This window comes from Streptomyces sp. TRM68416 (genome assembly GCF_014596915.1).
GTDB lineage: Bacteria > Actinomycetota > Actinomycetes > Streptomycetales > Streptomycetaceae > Streptomyces.
Map to the genome: position 1 here is coordinate 63,043 of NZ_JACVWU010000026.1, position 17,499 is coordinate 80,541.

Here is a 17,499-nt window from a genome sequence, read left to right on the forward strand (position 1 = left end):
GTCAGAAGAGTGTGCCCTCTTCGGGCCCCTCCAGCTCCTTCAGCAGCTCCGGCCCGTTGTTGCGGACGTTGCTGACGGCCGTGGACACCGGGTAGGCGCGCATCAGGCCGGGCGGGGGCGGCTCCAGCAGGGAGCGCAGGTCCTCGGCGTCGGTGCGGGAGGGGTCCAGCCAGGAGTCCCAGCGGTCGGGGGTGAGCATGAGGGGCATCCGGGGGTGGATCTCGGCGAGCGTGTGCGGCCCGTCGGCCGGTGCGACCGCCAGCGGGGTCGTCTCCGCCTCGGTGGTGATGACGGAGCAGGTCACCCACCAGGCCTGCGGGTGGTCGTCGGGCAGGGTGCGGTCCCGCCAGAACTCGTAGAGCCCGGCCATCGCGAAGACCGAGCCGTCGGCGGGCAGCACGAAGTACGGCTGCTTGCGCGGCCGCTTCTTCCTCCCCTCGACCTCCAGGTCCCGCTCCTGCTTGCCGGTGACCCACTCGTAGTAGCCGTCGGCGGGGATGATGCAGCGCCGGGAGGCGAAGGCGCGGCGGTAGGACGGCTTCTCGTGGACCGTCTCCGCGCGCGCGTTGATCATCCGGGCGCCGCCCTCGGGCGTCTTGGACCAGGACGGGACCAGGCCCCACTTCAGCTTGCGCAGCTGGCGAACCGGGCGCGGCTCCTCGGCGTCCTTCAGAGGACGGTCCAGTACCGCGTAAACCTCTTTGGTCGGGGCCACGTTGTAGTCGGGGGCCAGGGTCTCCTCGGGATCCCATTTCTCGATCTCGAAGATTCCCGCGAGATCCTCCGGCCTACGACTCGATGCATACCGTCCGCACATACGTGCCACACTGCCAGACTCCGTATGAAGAGAGGGAGCACCCCGGGAACATGGACAGCAGCACCGCGACCTCTCTGTGGGACGAACTCGTCGGCACCCAGACCGACCCGGATCTGTGGGTGGTGATCGCGACGCTCGTCGCCGCGCTCGCGGTGGTCGTCCCGCAGGGCCTGTGGCGCCTCTCCCGCAACACGATCACCATCGCCCACGAAGGCGGGCACGGCCTGGTCGCGCTGCTCACCGGGCGTCAGCTCACCGGCATCCGACTGCACTCGGACACCAGCGGCCTCACGGTCAGCCGCGGCAAGCCGCACGGCCTGGGCATGATCCTCACGGCCGCCGCCGGCTACACCGCTCCCCCGCTGCTGGGCCTCGGCGGCGCCGCCCTGCTGGGCGCGGGGCGCATCACGCTGCTGCTGTGGCTGGCGACGGCACTGCTGCTGGCGATGCTGGTGATGATCCGCAACGCGTACGGCGCGCTGACGGTGGTGCTGACCGGCGGCACGTTCGTGGTGGTGTCCTGGCTGGCGGGGCCGCAGGTGCAGGCGGCGTTCGCGTACGCGGTGGTGTGGTTCCTGCTGCTGGGCGGTGTGCGTCCCGCTTTCGAGTTGCAGGCGAAGCGGGCGCGGGGCGGGGCGGGGGACTCCGACGCGGACCAGCTGTCCCGTCTGACGCATGTGCCGGCGGGGCTGTGGCTGTTCCTGTTCCACGCGGTGAGCCTGTGCTCGTTGATAGGCGGCGGCCGCTGGCTGCTGTCCGTCTGACCGGCCCGCCCGGGGGCGCCGGGAACGGCTCGACCAGGGGTGCGAGAGGCGGTGCGAGGGACGGCTCGACCAGCCACAACGCCGCCGCACCCGAACCGCGGCACCGCACTAGAGTGGGCTCATGGCTTTGAACCCCTCAGACACCGCCCTCTGGCCCGCCCCCTACGCGAGCGGAGCCGTCGACGCGACGGTCCACGTCCCGGGGTCGAAGTCGGTCACCAATCGCGCGCTGGTGCTCGCGGCCCTGGCCAGCGAGCCCGGCTGGCTGCGCCGCCCGCTCCGCTCCCGCGACACCCTGCTGATGGCCGGTGCGCTGCGCGCGATGGGCGTCGAGATCGAGGAGGGGGTCGGCCCCGACGGCACCGGCGAGGCCTGGCGTGTCCTCCCCACGGGCCTGCGCGGTCCCGCCACCGTCGACGTGGGCAACGCGGGCACCGTGATGCGCTTCCTGCCCCCCGTGGCCGCTCTCGCCGACGGCGAGATCCGCTTCGACGGCGACCCGAGGTCCTACGAGCGCCCCCTGAACGGCGTGATCGACGCCCTGCGGGTGCTCGGTGCCCGGATCGACGACGACGGCCGCGGCGCGCTGCCGCTGACCGTGCACGGCGGCGGCGCCCTGGACGGCGGCCCGGTGGAGATCGACGCCTCGTCGTCGTCCCAGTTCGTCTCCGCCCTGCTGCTCTCCGGGCCGCGCTTCAACCAGGGCGTCGAGGTCCGCCACACCGGCTCCGCGCTGCCCTCCCTGCCGCACATCCGCATGACCGTGGACATGCTGCGCTCGGTCGGCGCGCAGGTGGACACCCCCGAGTCGGGCGGCGAGCCGAACGTCTGGCGGGTCACGCCGGGCGCGCTGCTCGGCCGTGACCTGACCGTCGAGCCGGACCTGTCCAACGCCCAGCCGTTCCTGGCGGCCGCCCTGGTCACCGGCGGCAAGGTGACCGTCCCCGACTGGCCGGCGCGCACCACGCAGCCCGGCGACCGGCTGCGCGAGATCTTCACCGAAATGGGCGGTTCCTGCGAACTGACCGACTACGGGCTGGAGTTCACCGGATCGGGTCGTATTCACGGCATCGATGTGGACCTCGGCGACGTGGGCGAACTGACCCCCGGCATCGCGGCGGTCGCCGCCCTCGCCGACTCCCCCTCCACCCTGCGGGGCGTGGCCCATCTGCGGCTGCACGAGACGGACCGGCTGGCCGCGCTCACCAAGGAGATCAACGAGCTCGGCGGCGACGTCACCGAGACCGCCGACGGGCTGCACATCCGCCCGCGCCCGCTGCACGGCGGGATCTTCCACACCTACGAGGACCACCGCATGGCCACCGCCGGCGCGATCATCGGACTGGCGGTCGAGGGCGTGCGGATCGAGAACGTGGCGACGACGGCGAAGACCCTGCCGGACTTCCCCGAACTGTGGGCCGGGATGCTCGGGGCGTAGGGGCCGAGGATCATGCGCCGCTACGGCAAGCACACCGACGAGGACGACATCCGCAGCCGCCCCAACCGCAAGGGCAACCGGCCGCGTACGAACATCCGCCCCAAGCACGAGGACGCGGCCGAGGGCATGGTCCTCACCGTGGACCGGGGCCGGCTGACCTGCCTGGTCGAGGACCGGGTGGTGATGGCGATGAAGGCCCGCGAGCTGGGCCGCAAGGCGGCGGTGGTCGGCGACCGGGTGGCCATCGTCGGCGACCTGACCGGCAAGAAGGACACCCTCGCCCGCATCGTCCGCATCGAGGAGCGCAGTTCGGTGCTGCGCCGCACGGCCGACGACGACGACCCCTTCGAGCGGGTGGTCGTGGCCAACGCCGACCAGCTCGCCATCGTCACCGCGCTCGCCGACCCCGAGCCGCGCCCGCGCCTGATCGACCGCTGCCTGGTGGCGGCGTACGACGGCGGCCTCACCCCGCTGCTGGTGATGACGAAGTCGGACCTGGCCCCGCCCGACAAGCTCCTGGAGCTCTACGGCGACCTGGACATCCCGTACGTCGTGACCAGCCGCCAGGAGCTGGAGAACGGCGACGCCGCCGACCGCGTACGGGAGCACCTGGACGACAGGGTGACGGCGTTCGTGGGCCACTCCGGCGTGGGCAAGACGACGCTGGTGAACGCGCTGGTGCCGCAGGAGCGTCGGCGGCTGACGGGCCATGTGAACGCGGTGACCGGCCGCGGCCGCCATACGACGACGTCGGCGCTGGCGCTGCCGCTGGACGGCTCCGAGGGCTGGGTCGTCGACACCCCGGGCGTGCGTTCCTTCGGCCTGGCGCACATCGACCCGTCCCGGGTGATCCACGCGTTCCCGGACCTGGAACCGGGCACCGAGGGCTGCCCCCGCGCGTGCAGTCATGACGAGCCGGACTGCGCGCTGGACGCGTGGGTGGCCGAGGGTCACGCCGATCCGGCGCGGCTGTACTCGCTACGCAGGCTGCTGGCCACGAGGGAGCGCAGGGAAGGCGACTGACCTCCGCGTTGTTTGTCCCGGCGCGAGTCCGGTAAGGGCATAATCGCACCGAGCCGGAACCGACCTTGACCAAAGCCTGACGAAGCGGTCACAAGTACGTGGGGATACGGGAGGACAGCACATGGCGTGGCTGCTGGTCATCGTGGCGGGTCTGCTCGAAACCGGGTTCGCCGTCTGTCTGAAACTGTCACACGGGTTCACCAGACTCTGGCCCACCATCGCGTTCGCCGTCTTCGCCCTGGGCAGCTTCGGCCTGCTGACCCTGGCGCTGAGAAAGCTCGACGTGGGCCCGGCGTACGCGGTGTGGACGGGCATCGGCGCGGCGGGCACCGCGATCTACGGCATGGTCTTCCTCGGCGACCTCGTCTCGACGCTGAAGATCGTCTCGATCAGTCTGGTCATCGTCGGCGTGATCGGCCTCCAGCTGTCGGGGTCGGCGCACTGAGCGGGCCGGGTGCGGTCAACGGCGGTTCGGCAGCGCCCTGAAGGGGCGCGGGGAACTGCGCGACCGGCCGCGGCGGCGGCGCAGCGCCGAGGACGCTTCAGGACGCCGGCTGCCGGTGCAGCACGCCCCGTACGAGATCGGCCACCCCGCCCTCGCCGGGCGGCGCGGCCACGCAGGACAGGGCCAGGCGGACGACCAGCTCGCAGGAGCGGGCCAGTTCCGCGCTGTCCGCCTTGTTCGCGCCGGGCCCCGAGAGCACGGCCACGGCGCGGTCGCGGACGATGGCCACGAAGTCGCCCGGCGAGGGCAGCGGGCCGTCGGCCCGGCGCTGCGCCGGTACGGCGGAGGAGGACGGCACCGCCGACAGCGTCGGCGAGGGCAGCCGCTCGCTCCAGCAGCCGGTGAGCATGGCCCGGACGAGCGCGTTGTCCCGGGCGGCGCCGACGGTCCACTCCGCGGTGGCGGTGAGCCGGTCACGCGCGTCGGACTGGGTGGCCAACGCCCGTTCCACGCCCGTGAGGTAGCCGTCGGCCTCCCTTCTCACGAGCGCCCGGGCGAGCCCCTCCTTGCTGCCGAACTCGTTGTACAGCGTCTGCCGGGAGACCCCGGCCGCCGCGGCCACGTCCACCATCCGCACCGCCGACCACGGCCGGCGCGCGAGGGCCGTGTAAGCGGCGTCCAGTAGCGATTCCCGCGCTGCAGGCATCTTCGCCTCCCAGGGGCGAGCGGCTCTGCGCCCAGATTTGACGCACCCGAAAGCACTGTCAAGGGGTGCGGAGCCGCACAGGGGGTGGTGAGAAGCAACGCGCCCGCCGCAACCACGAACACCTACCGCCCGAGCCCCCCGCCCACCCTGCGGGCCGTCGTGCGCGCCTCGCGCGGTGCCGGCTCACGCCGTCCAGGCTGCGGGCCGTCGTGCCGCCGGGGCGGCGCCCGCTGCCGAGGAAGGGCGGCACCCCGATGGCGCCGGGCTGCGCGGCCCACCCCCGCGCCAGCCACAGCGCCCCACCCCGTCCACACTGCGGCCCCGCTGGCCCCGTAGAACCACCGGCAGATACCGTTCGTCACATGCCGGACTACCTCGACGACCTCCGCCTCGCCCACGTCCTCGCGGACGCCGCCGACGCGGCCACCATGGCCCGTTTCAAGGCCCTCGACCTCAAGGTCGAGACGAAGCCGGACATGACCCCGGTGAGCGAAGCGGACAAGGCCGCGGAGGAACTCATCCGCGGCCAGCTCCAGCGCGCCCGCCCCCGGGACGCGATCCTCGGCGAGGAGTACGGCGTCGAGGGCACCGGCCCCCGCCGCTGGATCGTCGACCCCATCGACGGCACCAAGAACTACGTGCGCGGCGTCCCCGTCTGGGCCACCCTCATCGCCCTGACGGAGGCCGGCGAGGGCGGCTTCCAGCCCGTCGTCGGCGTCGTCTCCGCCCCCGCCCTCGGCCGCCGCTGGTGGGCCGCGAAGGGCCACGGCGCCTTCACCGGCCGCAGCCTGGCCTCGGCCACCCGCCTGCACGTCTCGGGCGTCACCAAGCTCGCCGACGCCTCCTTCGCGTACTCCTCCCTCTCCGGCTGGGAGGAGCAGGGCCGGCTGAACGGCTTCCTGGACCTCACCCGCGAGGTCTGGCGCACGCGCGCGTACGGCGATTTCTGGCCGTACATGATGGTCGCCGAGGGTTCGGTCGACATCTGCGCGGAGCCGGAGCTGTCCCTGTGGGACATGGCCGCGACCGCGATCGTCGTCACGGAGGCCGGAGGCACCTTCACCGGCCTCGACGGCCGCCCCGGCCCGCACAGCGGCAACGCCGCCGCCTCGAACGGCCCGCTGCACGACGAGCTCCTGGGCTACCTGAACCAGCGCTACTGAACCTCACAAATGAGCGCGTGCGCCCTCACTCGTCCGCACGCGCCCCCTTGTTGACCCTCGCTTTGCCTGCGACTCTGAGAGGACCCTCATTTGTGAACTTGTGAATCGTCGAACTAGCTCGGCGATTCCCCAGGAGGTGACCCGGAACCCATGCTCGTCCGCGATGCCATGAGCACGGTGGTCCTCACCATCGGACCCGCCCACACCCTTCGCCAGGCCTCCGCCCTGATGTCCGCGCGCCGCGTCGGCGCGGCCATCGTCCTCGACCCCGACGCCGGCGGTATCGGCATCCTCACCGAACGCGACGTACTGAACTCCGTGGGCCTGGGCCAGAGCCCGGACACGGAACGCGTCCACGACCACACCACCACCGACGTCGTCTTCGCCGCCCCGGCCTGGACCCTGGAGGAGGCGGCCCAGGCCATGGCGCACGGCGGCTTCCGCCATCTCGTCGTCCTGGACCACGACGAGCCGGTCGGCATCGTCTCGGTCCGCGACATCATCCGCTGCTGGGCCCCGGTCCGGCAGCACGCCCCCGCCTGACCGCACCCGACCGCCCCTCATCACCCCAACGGAACGGGCCGGACCCCCGCCAGGGGATCCGGCCCGCCCACTGCCTACGTCAAGCGATCCAGTGCTGGTGTGTCGTTCAGCCGCGCAGGGCCTGGACCGCGGCCTCCAGCCGCTTGCCGTAGTCTCCGTCGGCCTGACGGAAGTTCTCGATCGCCCGCTCGACGATGTCGTCGCGCGAGACCTTGGCGATGAAGCCCGCCAGATTGGCGATCAGCCGCTCCTTCTCGTCCTCCGACATCAGCCGGTACAGGTTGCCCGCCTGCACGAAGTCGTCGTCCTCGGCGTGCACCGGGGCCGGGTGGTTGCCGGTGGCCCCGCTGACGGAGGTGGCCTGCCAGAGCGCACGGCCCGTCTGCTGCGGCCCGCCGAAGCTGTTCGGCTCGTAGTTCTTCGCACCGCCGTGGCGGCCGTCGTAGAGGAAGCCGTCCCGGGAGTTGGTGCGCGCCTCGGTGGCGTGCGGACGGTTCACCGGCAGGTGGTCGGCGTTGATGCCGACGCGGTAGCGGTGGGCGTCGCCGTAGGCGAAGAGGCGGCCCTGGAGCATCTTGTCCGGGGACGGTCCGATGCCCGGCACGAAGTGCGCGGGGCTGAAGATCGACTGCTCGACCTCGGCGAAGATGTTCCGCGGGTTGCGGTTGAGCTCCAGCTTGCCGATCTCGATCGGCGGGTAGTCCTCGTGCGGCCACACCTTGGTGAGGTCGAACGGGTTGAAGCGGTACGTCGCCGCGTCCGCCTCCGGCATGATCTGCACCTGCACGGTCCAGGTCGGGAACTCGCCGCGCTCGATGGCGGTGCGCAGGTCACGCTGGTGCGAGTCGGGGTCCCGGCCCGCGAGCGCGTCGGCCTCCGCCTGCGTGAGGTTCTTGATGCCCTGGTCGGTCTTGAAGTGATACTTGACCCAGAAGACCTCGCCGGCCTCGTTGTTCCACTGGAAGGTGTGCGAGCCGTAGCCGTTCATGTGGCGGTACGAGGCCGGGATGCCGCGGTCGCCGAACAGCCAGGTGACCTGGTGGGTGCTCTCCGGGCTCAGGCTCCAGAAGTCCCAGACGTTGTCCGCCTCGGTCGAGCCCGTGTACGGGTCGCGCTTCTGGGTGTGGATGAAGTCCGGGAACTTGATGGCGTCCTTGATGAAGAACACCGGGGTGTTGTTGCCGACGAGGTCGTAGTTGCCCTCCTCGGTGTAGAACTTCAGCGCCCAGCCGCGCGGGTCGCGCACGGCGTCCGCCGCACCGAGGTTGCCGGCCACGGTCGAGAACCGCAGGAAGACCTCGGTCTGCTTGCCGACCTCGGAGAGGAAGGCGGCCCTCGTGTACGGGGTCACGTCGGCGGTCACCGTGAAGGTGCCGTAGGCGCCCGCGCCACGGGCGTGCACCACCCGCTCCGGGATGCGCTCGCGGTTGAAGTGGGCCAGCTTCTCCAGGAGGAGCTGGTCCTGAACGAGTACGGGGCCACCGGCGCCCGCGGTCTCGCTGTTCTGGTTGTCGGCCACCGGTGCACCGGCTTCCGTAGTGAGCGGCCCGTGGGTCACGTCGCCTCCTGCGCCCGTCATTGCTGTTCCTGTCCCTTGGCTAATGCCGGTCTCGATCCTACAATGGACAATGTCTAAGTCAAATAAGGATCCAAAGTCACACCCATTCGGGACCTGGTCCCCTTGCTGTTAGGCTGTAGCGCATGAGTGACCTTCTGGAACGGCTGCGCGGACGTGGATGGCGGATGACCGCGCAGCGGCGCGTCGTGGCCGAGGTCCTCGACGGCGAACACGTCCATCTGACGGCCGACGAGGTCCATGCGCGGGCCGTCGCCAAGCTGCCCGAGATCTCCCGGGCCACCGTCTACAACACGCTGGGCGAGCTGGTCTCGCTCGGCGAGGTGCTCGAGGTCGCCACCGACAAGCGCGCCAAGCGGTACGACCCGAACGCCCACCGGCCGCACCACCACCTGGTCTGCGCCCAGTGCGGTGCCATCCGGGACGTCCACCCCACCGGCAACCCGCTCGCCGACCTCCCCTCCTCGGAGCGCTTCGGCTTCACCGTCTCCGACGTCGAGGTGACGTACCGCGGCATCTGCCCGACCTGCGCGACGGCGTAAACGAACACCCACCCGAAAGCCCCGGCACCGCTCAGCGGCGCCGGGGCTTTCCGTTCGGCCAGGAGCACACCGGCCACGAACACACCGAGGGCCGGAACCCTGTTTCGGATTCCGGCCCTCGGCCTTCAGTAGCGGGGACAGGATTTGAACCTGCGACCTCTGGGTTATGAGCCCAGCGAGCTACCGAGCTGCTCCACCCCGCGTCGATGAATGCAACGTTACGTCAAGAAGCCAGAGAGAAGCAAATCGCTTCGCGAGCGCCACACATCCAGCCTGTCCGGCGCTTGAGGACGAGCGTCCACGAACGAATCCGGCCCGGCACTTGAGGACGAGCGACCACGGACAAATCCAGCCCGGCACTTGAGGACGAGCGACCACGGACAAATCCAGCCCGGCACTTGAGGACGAGCGACCACGGACAAATCCAGCCCGTCCGGCGTTTGAGGACAAGGCCCGTTCAGGGCCGACGCGGGGGTCCGGGGGCGGCAGCCCCCGGGGACGGGACGGGTAGGGGCGGCGGGGGCGAAAACCCAAGACGCCAACCACAGCACAAGGCCGGCCACCACCACCCCCGGCGGAGCGTTACGCCGACAACTCCTCCCGCAACGCGTCCCGCAACCGAGCCGCCCGCTCCGCAACCTCCCCCGGCCCCAACGCCACCGCCCGATCAGCCCACCGCTGCCCCTCCGCCAGCTCCCCACGACGCGCGTAGACCAGGGCCAACCGCAACGCCGCCCGCCCATGCCCCGCATCAGCGGCCCGCTCCCACCACACCGCCGCCTCCGGCTCACTCCCCTCCCGAGCCAACAGCAGCCCCAGATTGAAGGCACCGTTGCGCGACCCGGCCTCGGCCGCCGACCGGTACCACCGAGCCGCCTCGACGACATCCCCCCGAGCCGCCGCCAGCATCCCGACCCGCACCTGCGCCCGCCGATGCCCCTGCGAGGCCGCCCGCTCGTACCACTCCTCGCACTCGCTCTTCTCGTGCACGATCTCCCCGAGCTCGTGCGCGGGCTCCGGCGGCCGCCGCGCGTCCAGCACGGTCGCCAGCCGGTACGCCCCCTCCGCGCTGCCACCCCCCGCCGCGCACCGCAGATGCCGCTCCGCGCCGGCCTCGTCCCCGTCGCGCAGCAACGCGATGCCGACCTGAAGCGCCGCCTCCGTATGCCCGGCGGCCGCGGCCCGCTGGTACCAGCGCAGGGCGATGCCGTCCTCGCCCCGCCCCGCGAACAGGATCCCCAGGTTGAACGCGGCGTCGACACTCCCCGCCTCGGCCGCCTTGGAGAACCACGGCTCCGCCCCGGCGGTGTCCCCGCCCTGCAGCAGCAGGATCGCCAGCGCGTTGGCCGCCTCCCGGTGCCCCGCGTACGCGGCCCGCCGGTACCACTGCTCGGCCTGCGCGGTCCGCCCCTGCTCGGCGCAGAGCAGCCCGAGGTTGTACGCCCCGTTGACATCGCCCGCGTCCATCGCGGCCCGGTACCACCGCTCGGCGGTCTGCGTCTGCCCGCGCTCGGCGTGCAGCGCGCCCAGCGCGTTGGCCGCGTTGCCGTCCCCGTCCTGCGCGGCCCGCAGCCACCACACGGCGGCGCTCTCCGTGTCCCCGGCGTCCCGCAGCAGGAACCCCAGCGCGCAGGCGGCCCGCGCCTCACCGTCCTTGGCGGACGTCAGATACCAGCGTCCGGCCTCCTTGAGCTCACCGCGCCGCTCCAGAATGGCGCCGAGGTGCAGCGCGGCCCTGCGATGCCCGCGCGCGGCGGCCTGCCGGTACCACTGCTCGGCCTCGGCGTCGTCGGCGGAATTCGCAGGAACCGGGTTCTCGCCCGACGGGTGCGTACCGGAGCCGTCCGCTCCGGCGCCTCCGACACCGTTGTCACCGTCGCCTTCCCCCCCGGCCCGCCGGTCCAGCGCTCTCGCCAGCCGGTACGCCGCCTCCCGGTGCCCGCGCTCGGCCGCGACCCGCATCCACCGCCGGGACCCGGGGTCGCCCCGGTGCTCCAGCAGATCGGCGAGCGCGTAGGCGCCCAGCGTGTGCCCCTGCTCGGCGGACTGGCGCAGCCAGTACTCGGCGGCCGGCTCGTCCCCGCGCTCACGGTGATGACGGCCCAACGCATGGGCGGCCGCGGCCGATCCGGCGACCGCGGCGATGCGCCACCAGCCGGCGGCCTCGTCGGCGTACCCGCGCTGGTGGAGGAGAACTCCCAGATTGTTGGCGGCGGCACGGTCCCCGGCGGCGGTCGCGGCGCGCAACTGGGGCTCGGCTCCGTCGAGATCACCGCGGCGCAGCAGCATGGCACCGAGGACACTCATCGCTTCGGCATCGCCCGCGTCGGCGGCGAGCCGCAGACGCAGCTCCTCGGCGGCCTCACCGGCTTCGTCCCGGTCGGCAGGCTGCACAAAACGCCCTGTCTCCAACAGAGTTGCCTTGTCCCCCATAACGTCCATCGTCGCACCACCCGCAACCCGGGTACACCTGGTATACCGCAGCCATTGAGGTCACTTCAGCGTTTTGTCGACATGCCCACAGAGAGACAAGTCAAACACAGTTCCCCCAACTCCCCACAGCAGCACGGCCATCCCAGCCCGCGGCACATGCGTTCGCACATCACGAAGGCCCGGATCCTCTTCAGGATCCGGGCCTTCGCCATCAGTAGCGGGGACAGGATTTGAACCTGCGACCTCTGGGTTATGAGCCCAGCGAGCTACCGAGCTGCTCCACCCCGCGCCGTTGTTCTGCAACCGTATCACGGCGCGGGGTGGGCTCTTGATCAGCCGCTGTCGGGACTACCGGTCGGACTGGGACTCGGGCTCGACGTCCCGCCGCTCCGCCCATCTGCGGCGTCCTGGGCCTTCTCGGCCCGCTCCAGCGCGTCCTGGAGGTCCTTCTGCGCCCGGCCGTACGCCTCCCAGTCGCCGTCCTTGAGGGCTTCCTGGCCGTCGTCGAAGGCCTTCTGGGCGTCGTCCAGCGCCTCCTGGACCGTCGGATCCTCGGACGAGGGCGGCGGCGTCGGTTCGCCTTCGCCTTCCTCGGGTGGCTCGGTGGTCGCTTCCTCCGTTCCGAAGATCTTGTCGAGCGCTTCGCCGAGGGTGTCCTCGAACGCCGTGGCGCCTCCATAGGTCACCAGGACCTTGCGCAGCAGCGGGTACTTGAGCCCGCCACCGCGGACGTAGACCGGTTCGACGTAGAGCAGTCCTCCGTCGAGCGGCACCGCCAGCAGGTTGCCGTACTCGACCTCGGAGTCGCCGCCTCTCAGCAGCCTGATCGTCTCGGCGATGTCCTGTTCGGAGTTGAACTGGCTCTGGACCTGTTTGGGCCCGTTGACGGTGGTGTTCGTCGGCAGTTTCAGGATTCTGATCTGGCCGTAGCCAGGGGTGCCCGCCTCGGCGTCGACCGCCATGTACGCACTGAGGTTGTCACGGCCGTTGGGCGTGAACGTCGTCGTGAGCGAGAACGCCTGTTCCTTCTGGTCGGGCATCTTCATGCTCAGGTAGTACGGCGGCACCGCGTCGCCCGACTTGTTGGTCGGGTCGTCCGGCACCTGCCACACCTCGCTGCCGCTGAGGAACGTCGTCGCGTCCTCAACGTGGTAGCGGGTCAGCAACTCGCGCTGGACCTTGAACAGGTCCTGCGGGTACCGCAGATGGGCCATGAGGTTCTCGGAGATCTCGCTCTTCGGCTCCACCGTGTTCGGGAACGCCTTCATCCAGGTCTTCAGGACCGGGTCCTGGGTGTCCCACTGGAAGAGCTTGACCTCGCCGGTGTACGCGTCGACGGTCGCCTTCACCGAGTTGCGGATGTAGTTGACCTGGTTCTGCTGGGCCACCACCGCGCGCGAGTCGTTGGTCGCGGTCAGCGAGTCGGCCGTCGTGTCCCCGAGGGTCGTACGGGAGGCGTACGGATAGCCGTTGGTCGTCGTGTAGGCGTCGACGATCCACTGGATCCTGCCGTCCACGACCGCCGGGTAGGCGTCACCGTCGATGGTCAGCCACGGGGCGACCGCCTCGACCCGCTCCTTGGGCGTGCGGTTGTACAGGATCCGCGAACCCTCGCCGATCGCCCCGGAGTACAGGATCTGCGGCTCGCTGAACGCCAGCGCGTACGCGGCCCGGTTGATCGGGCTGGAGAGGTTGACCCCGCTGTCGGCCTCGTAGGTGTAGGTCTTCTCGCCGTTGTCGTCGGAGTAGTCGATCTCCTTCTGGGGACCGCCGACGATCGAGTACATGGTGGTCTTCTCGCCGTAGTAGACCCGCTGCTGGTACGTCCCGAGGTCGCCCTTGGACGGCAGGTCGGACTCCGTGAACTTCGGGCGGCCGTTGGCACCGGCGCTGGTTCCCTCGGCCGCGACCACGCCGTATCCGTGGGTGTAGCGGAAGTGGTCGTTGATCCAGCTGTTCTTCGGAATGCCGTTGAGGTTGATCTCACGCAGACCGATGACCGTGTCCTGGTCCTTGCCGTCCTTGCTGTAGCGGTCGACGTCCAGGTTGGTCGGGAACGCGTAGTAGTTCCTGATCTGCTGGAGCTGCTGGAACGTCGGCGAGACGATGTTCGGGTCCATGATGCGGATGCTCGCCGTGTCGGACACGTCGTCGCGCAGCTTGGTCTTGTCCTCGGTCTTGCTGGTGCCCGGGTACTCGCTGACCTTCGCGTCGTCGATGCCGTAGGCCTCGCGCGTCGCCTTGAGGTTCTTCGCGACGTACGGCGCTTCCTTGGCCTGCTCGTTCGGCTGGACCTGGAACTTCTGCACGATCGCCGGGTACAGGCCGCCGATGAGGATCGCCGAGAGCACCATCAGGCCGAAGCCGATGACGGGCAGCTGCCAGGTGCGCCGCCACAGGGTGGCGAAGAACAGCAGGGCGCAGATGACGGCGATGCAGAACAGGATCGTCTTGGCCGGCAGATAGGCGTTGGCGTCGACGTAGCGCAGACCCGTCCAGCTGTCGGTCGCCTTGAAGTCACTGGACTTCACTGCGAGGCCGTACCGGTCGAGCCAGTAGGCGACCGCCTTGAGCGCCACGAAGATGCCCAGCAGCACCGACAGGTGCCCGGTGGCCGCCGCGGTGGCGCGCGCGCCCGGGCTGGTGATGCGCAGCCCGCCGTAGAGGTAGTGGGTGAGCGCGGCGGCGATCAGGGAGAGGATCGCGGCGGCGAAGCCGAAGCCCAGCATGAACCGGTACCAGGGCAGGTCGAAGGCGAAGAAGGAGACGTCCAGGTGGAACTGGGGGTCCTTCTGGCCGAACGACACGCCGTTGACCCACATCAGCCAGGTGCGCCACTGGCCGGACGCCGAGGCGCCGGCGATCAGGCCCACCAGGGCGGTGATCCCGAGCAGCAGCCACTTCTTGTACGGCGCGATGCCCATCCGGTAGCGGTCGAGGCTCTGCTGCTCCATCGACATGGCGCTCAGCGGCGGGCGCAGCCGGTGGGCCAGCCAGATGTTGACGCCGACGGACAGCGCCATCAGCAGGCCGAAGACGAAGAAGAGCCCGATCTTCGTCCACAGGGTCGTCGTGAAGACGGAGGAGTAGTTCACCGACCGGTACCAGAGCCAGTCCGTCCAGAACCCGGCGAACATGGTGAACGCCATGCCGAGTACGGCAAGGACGCCCAGCGTCATGAGCAGGGTCCGGACGCGCCGGGACGGGCGGCCCACTCTGATCCGTGGCCCCGTCGGGCCTCCGCCGCGGTCCGGCATCTGGAAAGCCAAGGTGCGCACCTCAAAGTTCGCTGTCGATCCGTCAGGCCCTCGCTTTTCGGACCTTCCGGGGGCCCCGTGATCGTAGGCCCACACCTATGCAACTTACCTACGCTTTACTCGGTTCCCGATTCGGGGCGGGAACGAGGCAGGATTGTGACCATGTCCAACACTCCCATGGCGGCGAGCCCGCTCACCCGGGCCGTACTCGAAATCGACGAGTACGCCTCCGGCCTCGGCTGGGATCAGCCCGCCCGCCTCTTCGCCCTCGTAGACACCGCACGGCTGCGGGCCCAGGAACCCGGCCTCGCCGCCCAGCTCGGCCTGGAGGGCGAGCAGGAGAACCCCGGCCTCACCCCCATCGAGCAGGATGAAATTCCAACGGGCAAGCCCCTCGACGAGTTCCTCGGCACCATCGCCTGGCCCGACGCGGTGGTCGGCTGCGCGCTCACCGTGGAGCGGCTGATGCTGCCGCCGTCCGCGGAGGCGCAGGTCCCGAAGGATCTGAGCGAGGCCGCGCTCACGAAGTGGGTGGCCGAGCACCCGGACCGTCAGGAGGTCCGGATGACGGTCGCGGTGCTGCGCGACGGCGCCCGCGAGTCGGCCCTGCGGCTGCGCGAGAAGGACTCCCCCACGGACGTCCTCACCGGCGCCGACCTGGTCCCGGGCCTGGCCCAGGCCCTGTCCGCCACCTTCGAGGACTGAGCACTTCGGCTACGGCGACGGGGTGCCCTCGTCGCCGTGGCGAGGCCGGCCGATCAGCCCTTGGCGCACGTCGGCAGGTCGGCGGTGTCGCCGCTGCGGATGTCCTTGAGGGCGCCCAGGGCGTCCTCCATGGTGCCGACCTTGACGAGGGTGAGCCCTGCGGGGGTGTCCTTGGCGGCGGACGCGCAGTTGTCGGCGGGCGTGAGGAAGTACTGGGCGCCCCGCTCGCGGGCGCCGACGGTCTTCATCTCGATGCCGCCGATCGGGCCGACCTTGCCGTCGTCGTCGATCGTGCCGGTGCCGGCCACGAACGCGCCGCCGGTGAGGCTGCCCGGGGTGAGCTTGTCGTAGATGCCGAGCGCGAACATCAGACCGGCGCTCGGGCCGCCCACGTCGGCGAGCTTGATGTCGATGGTGAACGGGAAGGTGTGGTCGGTCCCGGCGGAGATCCCGACGATGGCACGCTTCTCGCCGTCGTCGTCCGAGGCCGCGGTGGTGATGGTGACGTCCTCGGTCTTCGTCGCCGTCCGCTGCTTCTTCTCGGCCGCGGCCTGCTCCTTGGCGGGCACGATGGTGAACACGACGTCCTCGCCGGGCTTGTGCTCGGTCACCAGTTCGGCAACGTCGGCGGGCTCCTTCACGGCCTTGCCGTCGACCGCCTTGATCACGTCACCGGCGTGCAGCTTGCCCTCGGCCGGGGAGTCCTTGACCACCGTGGAGACGATCACCCAGGTCCGCACCGGGATGTCCAGTTCCTTCAGGGCGGCGACCTTCGCGCTCTCCTGGGACTGGCTGAATTCCTCGGCGTTCTCCTGGGTGGACTCCTCCTCGGTCTTGCCGTCCGGGTAGAGCGTCTCGTGCGGCACGATCTTGTTGTCGTGCGCGAGCCAGCCGTACACCGCCGTCACGAGGTTCATCTTGTAGTCGGCGCTGGTGACCCGGACCGTCGTCATGTTCAGATTGCCGCTGGTCGCGTACGTCTTGCGCCCGGAGATCTGCAGCACCGGCTCGCCGTCGTGCTCCCCGAGCGTGTTCACCGTCGGCCCCGGGGACATCTCCGAGTACGGCACGGGGATGAACACTCCCGCGCACAGGAGCGCGATCAGCATCAGGGTGGAGGCGAGCATCGTCGCGGTGCGGCGTGGCATGCCACGACAGTACGGGACGCCCCTGTCAGCGTCCCGTCAGGGCCGCGTCTTCTCCATGGCCGCGCGGAACCGGGCATATCCGTCCAGCTCGGGTCCGTCGCTGCGGACCTTGCGGGTCCGATTGGCCCAACTGCCCCACAGACCGGCACCGATCGCAGCGACAAGCGGGATCAGCAACCAGGCGAGCGCCGCCATGCCGTCCTCCCAACCCCAGTGAGCGACCGCAACTGACTGATCAGCAGATTAACCATCCGCACTGACAACGCTCGGGCCGGGGGGGCGGTTACGCAACCGGAGGGGTCGGAAGTCGGTCAGCAGGCGCCGACCCACTCCTCGGTACCGTCGGCGAACGTCTGGTGCTTCCAGATCGGCACCTCGTGCTTGAGGTCGTCGATCAGCTTCCGGCAGGCCTCGAAGGCCTCACCGCGATGCGGACAGGAAACGGCGACGACAACGGCGAGGTCCCCGACCTCCAGGTCGCCGATCCGATGCACGGCGGCCAGCGCGCGCACGGGGTACGCGGCGACGACCTTCTCCGCGATCCGCCGCATCTCGGCCTCGGCACTGGGGTGGCAGGAGTACCCGAGCCGGTCGACATCGGCACCCCCGTCGTGGTTCCGCACGGTCCCCACGAACAACGCGGTCCCCCCGGCGGCGTCGTCCCCGACGGCCCGGAAGACCTCGTCCAGAGAAAGCGCCGTCTCCCGAATGGAGATCAACTTGATGGGGTCCTGCGCGGCCTGCTCACCGGGATGGTCGTTCATGGGTGCCATGGGCCCATCGTGCCCCACCCCCACAAGAACCCGAAATAGCAAAATCACCCGGCACACGCGCGTGCCCCTTTGGAGCCTCCTACAGCCGCCGCCGAGCCTGCGGGCAATCGTGCCGCTGGGGCGGCACGGGTGTGCGCAGGCGGCACCCCGCAAGCGCAGGCGAGCG

The 17,499-nt window shown here is 70.4% G+C and carries 16 protein-coding genes and 2 tRNA genes; 8 read left to right on the top strand and 10 right to left on the bottom strand.

Features of this window, described 5'->3' with window-relative positions; translation table 11 throughout:
- Position 1 precedes the first annotated feature (1 nt).
- Entirely contained in the window at positions 2-817 is an 816-nt protein-coding gene (locus ICC28_RS32835) for an SOS response-associated peptidase (RefSeq protein ID WP_188292432.1), read from the bottom strand.
- 50 nt (positions 818-867) lie between these two features.
- Here ICC28_RS32835 and ICC28_RS32840 point away from each other — a divergent pair, with 50 nt between their 5' ends.
- From ICC28_RS32840 to ICC28_RS32855, 4 genes are all read left to right on the top strand, one after another.
- Positions 868-1,581, top strand: coding sequence for a M50 family metallopeptidase (locus ICC28_RS32840; RefSeq protein ID WP_188292433.1), 714 nt, complete (start codon positions 868-870; stop codon positions 1,579-1,581).
- 121 nt (positions 1,582-1,702) lie between these two features.
- Positions 1,703-3,019 (top strand): 3-phosphoshikimate 1-carboxyvinyltransferase, encoded by a 1,317-nt coding sequence (gene aroA, locus ICC28_RS32845; protein WP_188292434.1) that lies wholly within the window; start codon positions 1,703-1,705, stop codon positions 3,017-3,019.
- Between the two features lie 12 nt (positions 3,020-3,031).
- Positions 3,032-4,042 carry a ribosome small subunit-dependent GTPase A gene (gene rsgA, locus ICC28_RS32850; protein WP_188292435.1) on the top strand — a complete coding sequence of 337 codons (1,011 nt, stop codon included), beginning with the start codon at positions 3,032-3,034 and terminating at the stop codon, positions 4,040-4,042.
- 121 nt (positions 4,043-4,163) lie between these two features.
- Positions 4,164-4,487 (top strand): DMT family transporter, encoded by a 324-nt coding sequence (locus tag ICC28_RS32855; protein ID WP_188292436.1) that lies wholly within the window; start codon positions 4,164-4,166, stop codon positions 4,485-4,487.
- A gap of 97 nt (positions 4,488-4,584) precedes the next feature.
- Here the strand turns inward: ICC28_RS32855 and ICC28_RS32860 are convergent, their stop codons facing one another.
- Complete coding sequence (locus ICC28_RS32860; RefSeq protein WP_188292437.1) at positions 4,585-5,193, bottom strand: TetR/AcrR family transcriptional regulator; 609 nt, start codon at positions 5,191-5,193, stop codon at positions 4,585-4,587.
- Positions 5,194-5,555: 362 nt separating this feature from the next.
- On the opposite strand from ICC28_RS32860, the gene hisN reads away from it, so the two are divergent.
- Both hisN and ICC28_RS32870 read left to right on the top strand, forming a co-directional pair.
- On the top strand, positions 5,556-6,356 hold the full coding sequence (gene hisN, locus ICC28_RS32865; RefSeq protein ID WP_188292438.1) for a histidinol-phosphatase: 801 nt from the start codon (positions 5,556-5,558) through the stop codon (positions 6,354-6,356).
- Between the two features lie 150 nt (positions 6,357-6,506).
- A complete protein-coding gene (locus ICC28_RS32870; RefSeq protein ID WP_188292439.1) occupies positions 6,507-6,899 on the top strand; it encodes a cyclic nucleotide-binding/CBS domain-containing protein in 393 nt (130 codons plus the stop codon).
- 106 nt (positions 6,900-7,005) lie between these two features.
- Here the strand turns inward: ICC28_RS32870 and ICC28_RS32875 are convergent, their stop codons facing one another.
- Complete coding sequence (locus tag ICC28_RS32875; protein ID WP_188292440.1) at positions 7,006-8,457, bottom strand: catalase; 1,452 nt, start codon at positions 8,455-8,457, stop codon at positions 7,006-7,008.
- A gap of 143 nt (positions 8,458-8,600) precedes the next feature.
- Between ICC28_RS32875 and ICC28_RS32880 the strand changes: the two genes are divergently transcribed.
- Positions 8,601-9,017 carry a Fur family transcriptional regulator gene (locus ICC28_RS32880; RefSeq protein ID WP_188292441.1) on the top strand — a complete coding sequence of 139 codons (417 nt, stop codon included), beginning with the start codon at positions 8,601-8,603 and terminating at the stop codon, positions 9,015-9,017.
- 129 nt (positions 9,018-9,146) lie between these two features.
- Here ICC28_RS32880 and ICC28_RS32885 read toward each other — a convergent pair.
- The 4 genes from ICC28_RS32885 to ICC28_RS32900 form a co-directional block, all read right to left on the bottom strand.
- Positions 9,147-9,220, bottom strand: a tRNA-Met gene (locus ICC28_RS32885).
- Between the two features lie 379 nt (positions 9,221-9,599).
- Positions 9,600-11,459 (bottom strand): tetratricopeptide repeat protein, encoded by a 1,860-nt coding sequence (locus tag ICC28_RS32890; RefSeq protein ID WP_188292442.1) that lies wholly within the window; start codon positions 11,457-11,459, stop codon positions 9,600-9,602.
- 206 nt (positions 11,460-11,665) lie between these two features.
- Positions 11,666-11,739 (bottom strand) — tRNA-Met (locus tag ICC28_RS32895).
- Between the two features lie 43 nt (positions 11,740-11,782).
- Positions 11,783-14,707, bottom strand: coding sequence for a UPF0182 family protein (locus tag ICC28_RS32900; RefSeq protein WP_223190168.1), 2,925 nt, complete (start codon positions 14,705-14,707; stop codon positions 11,783-11,785).
- A gap of 162 nt (positions 14,708-14,869) precedes the next feature.
- Here ICC28_RS32900 and ICC28_RS32905 point away from each other — a divergent pair, with 162 nt between their 5' ends.
- Positions 14,870-15,412 (top strand): PPA1309 family protein, encoded by a 543-nt coding sequence (locus ICC28_RS32905; protein WP_188292444.1) that lies wholly within the window; start codon positions 14,870-14,872, stop codon positions 15,410-15,412.
- A gap of 53 nt (positions 15,413-15,465) precedes the next feature.
- On the opposite strand, the gene ICC28_RS32910 is transcribed toward ICC28_RS32905, so the two are convergent.
- From ICC28_RS32910 to ICC28_RS32920, 3 genes are all read right to left on the bottom strand, one after another.
- On the bottom strand, positions 15,466-16,560 hold the full coding sequence (locus tag ICC28_RS32910) for a PDZ domain-containing protein (RefSeq protein ID WP_188292445.1): 1,095 nt from the start codon (positions 16,558-16,560) through the stop codon (positions 15,466-15,468).
- A 36-nt stretch (positions 16,561-16,596) separates the two neighbouring features.
- Positions 16,597-16,755, bottom strand: a complete 159-nt coding sequence (locus ICC28_RS32915) for a hypothetical protein (RefSeq protein WP_188292446.1) — start codon at positions 16,753-16,755, stop codon at positions 16,597-16,599.
- A gap of 116 nt (positions 16,756-16,871) precedes the next feature.
- On the bottom strand, positions 16,872-17,333 hold the full coding sequence (locus ICC28_RS32920) for a molybdenum cofactor biosynthesis protein MoaE (RefSeq protein WP_188292447.1): 462 nt from the start codon (positions 17,331-17,333) through the stop codon (positions 16,872-16,874).
- Positions 17,334-17,499: the final 166 nt, after the last annotated feature.

What these genes read in the sequence shown, in the direction of transcription:
- ICC28_RS32900 (WP_223190168.1), bottom strand. Translation starts at nt 14,707, where the DNA reads ATGCCGGACCGCGGCGGAGGCCCGACGGGGCCACGGATCAGAGTGGGC.
- ICC28_RS32855 (WP_188292436.1), top strand. Translation starts at nt 4,164, where the DNA reads ATGGCGTGGCTGCTGGTCATCGTGGCGGGTCTGCTCGAAACCGGGTTC.
- ICC28_RS32870 (WP_188292439.1), top strand. Translation starts at nt 6,507, where the DNA reads ATGCTCGTCCGCGATGCCATGAGCACGGTGGTCCTCACCATCGGACCC.
- hisN (WP_188292438.1), top strand. Translation starts at nt 5,556, where the DNA reads ATGCCGGACTACCTCGACGACCTCCGCCTCGCCCACGTCCTCGCGGAC.
- ICC28_RS32840 (WP_188292433.1), top strand. Translation starts at nt 868, where the DNA reads ATGGACAGCAGCACCGCGACCTCTCTGTGGGACGAACTCGTCGGCACC.
- ICC28_RS32880 (WP_188292441.1), top strand. Translation starts at nt 8,601, where the DNA reads ATGAGTGACCTTCTGGAACGGCTGCGCGGACGTGGATGGCGGATGACC.
- ICC28_RS32860 (WP_188292437.1), bottom strand. Translation starts at nt 5,193, where the DNA reads ATGCCTGCAGCGCGGGAATCGCTACTGGACGCCGCTTACACGGCCCTC.
- rsgA (WP_188292435.1), top strand. Translation starts at nt 3,032, where the DNA reads ATGCGCCGCTACGGCAAGCACACCGACGAGGACGACATCCGCAGCCGC.
- aroA (WP_188292434.1), top strand. Translation starts at nt 1,703, where the DNA reads ATGGCTTTGAACCCCTCAGACACCGCCCTCTGGCCCGCCCCCTACGCG.
- ICC28_RS32905 (WP_188292444.1), top strand. Translation starts at nt 14,870, where the DNA reads ATGTCCAACACTCCCATGGCGGCGAGCCCGCTCACCCGGGCCGTACTC.
- ICC28_RS32890 (WP_188292442.1), bottom strand. Translation starts at nt 11,459, where the DNA reads ATGGACGTTATGGGGGACAAGGCAACTCTGTTGGAGACAGGGCGTTTT.
- ICC28_RS32920 (WP_188292447.1), bottom strand. Translation starts at nt 17,333, where the DNA reads ATGGCACCCATGAACGACCATCCCGGTGAGCAGGCCGCGCAGGACCCC.
- ICC28_RS32910 (WP_188292445.1), bottom strand. Translation starts at nt 16,560, where the DNA reads ATGCCACGCCGCACCGCGACGATGCTCGCCTCCACCCTGATGCTGATC.
- ICC28_RS32835 (WP_188292432.1), bottom strand. Translation starts at nt 817, where the DNA reads ATGTGCGGACGGTATGCATCGAGTCGTAGGCCGGAGGATCTCGCGGGA.
- ICC28_RS32915 (WP_188292446.1), bottom strand. Translation starts at nt 16,755, where the DNA reads ATGGCGGCGCTCGCCTGGTTGCTGATCCCGCTTGTCGCTGCGATCGGT.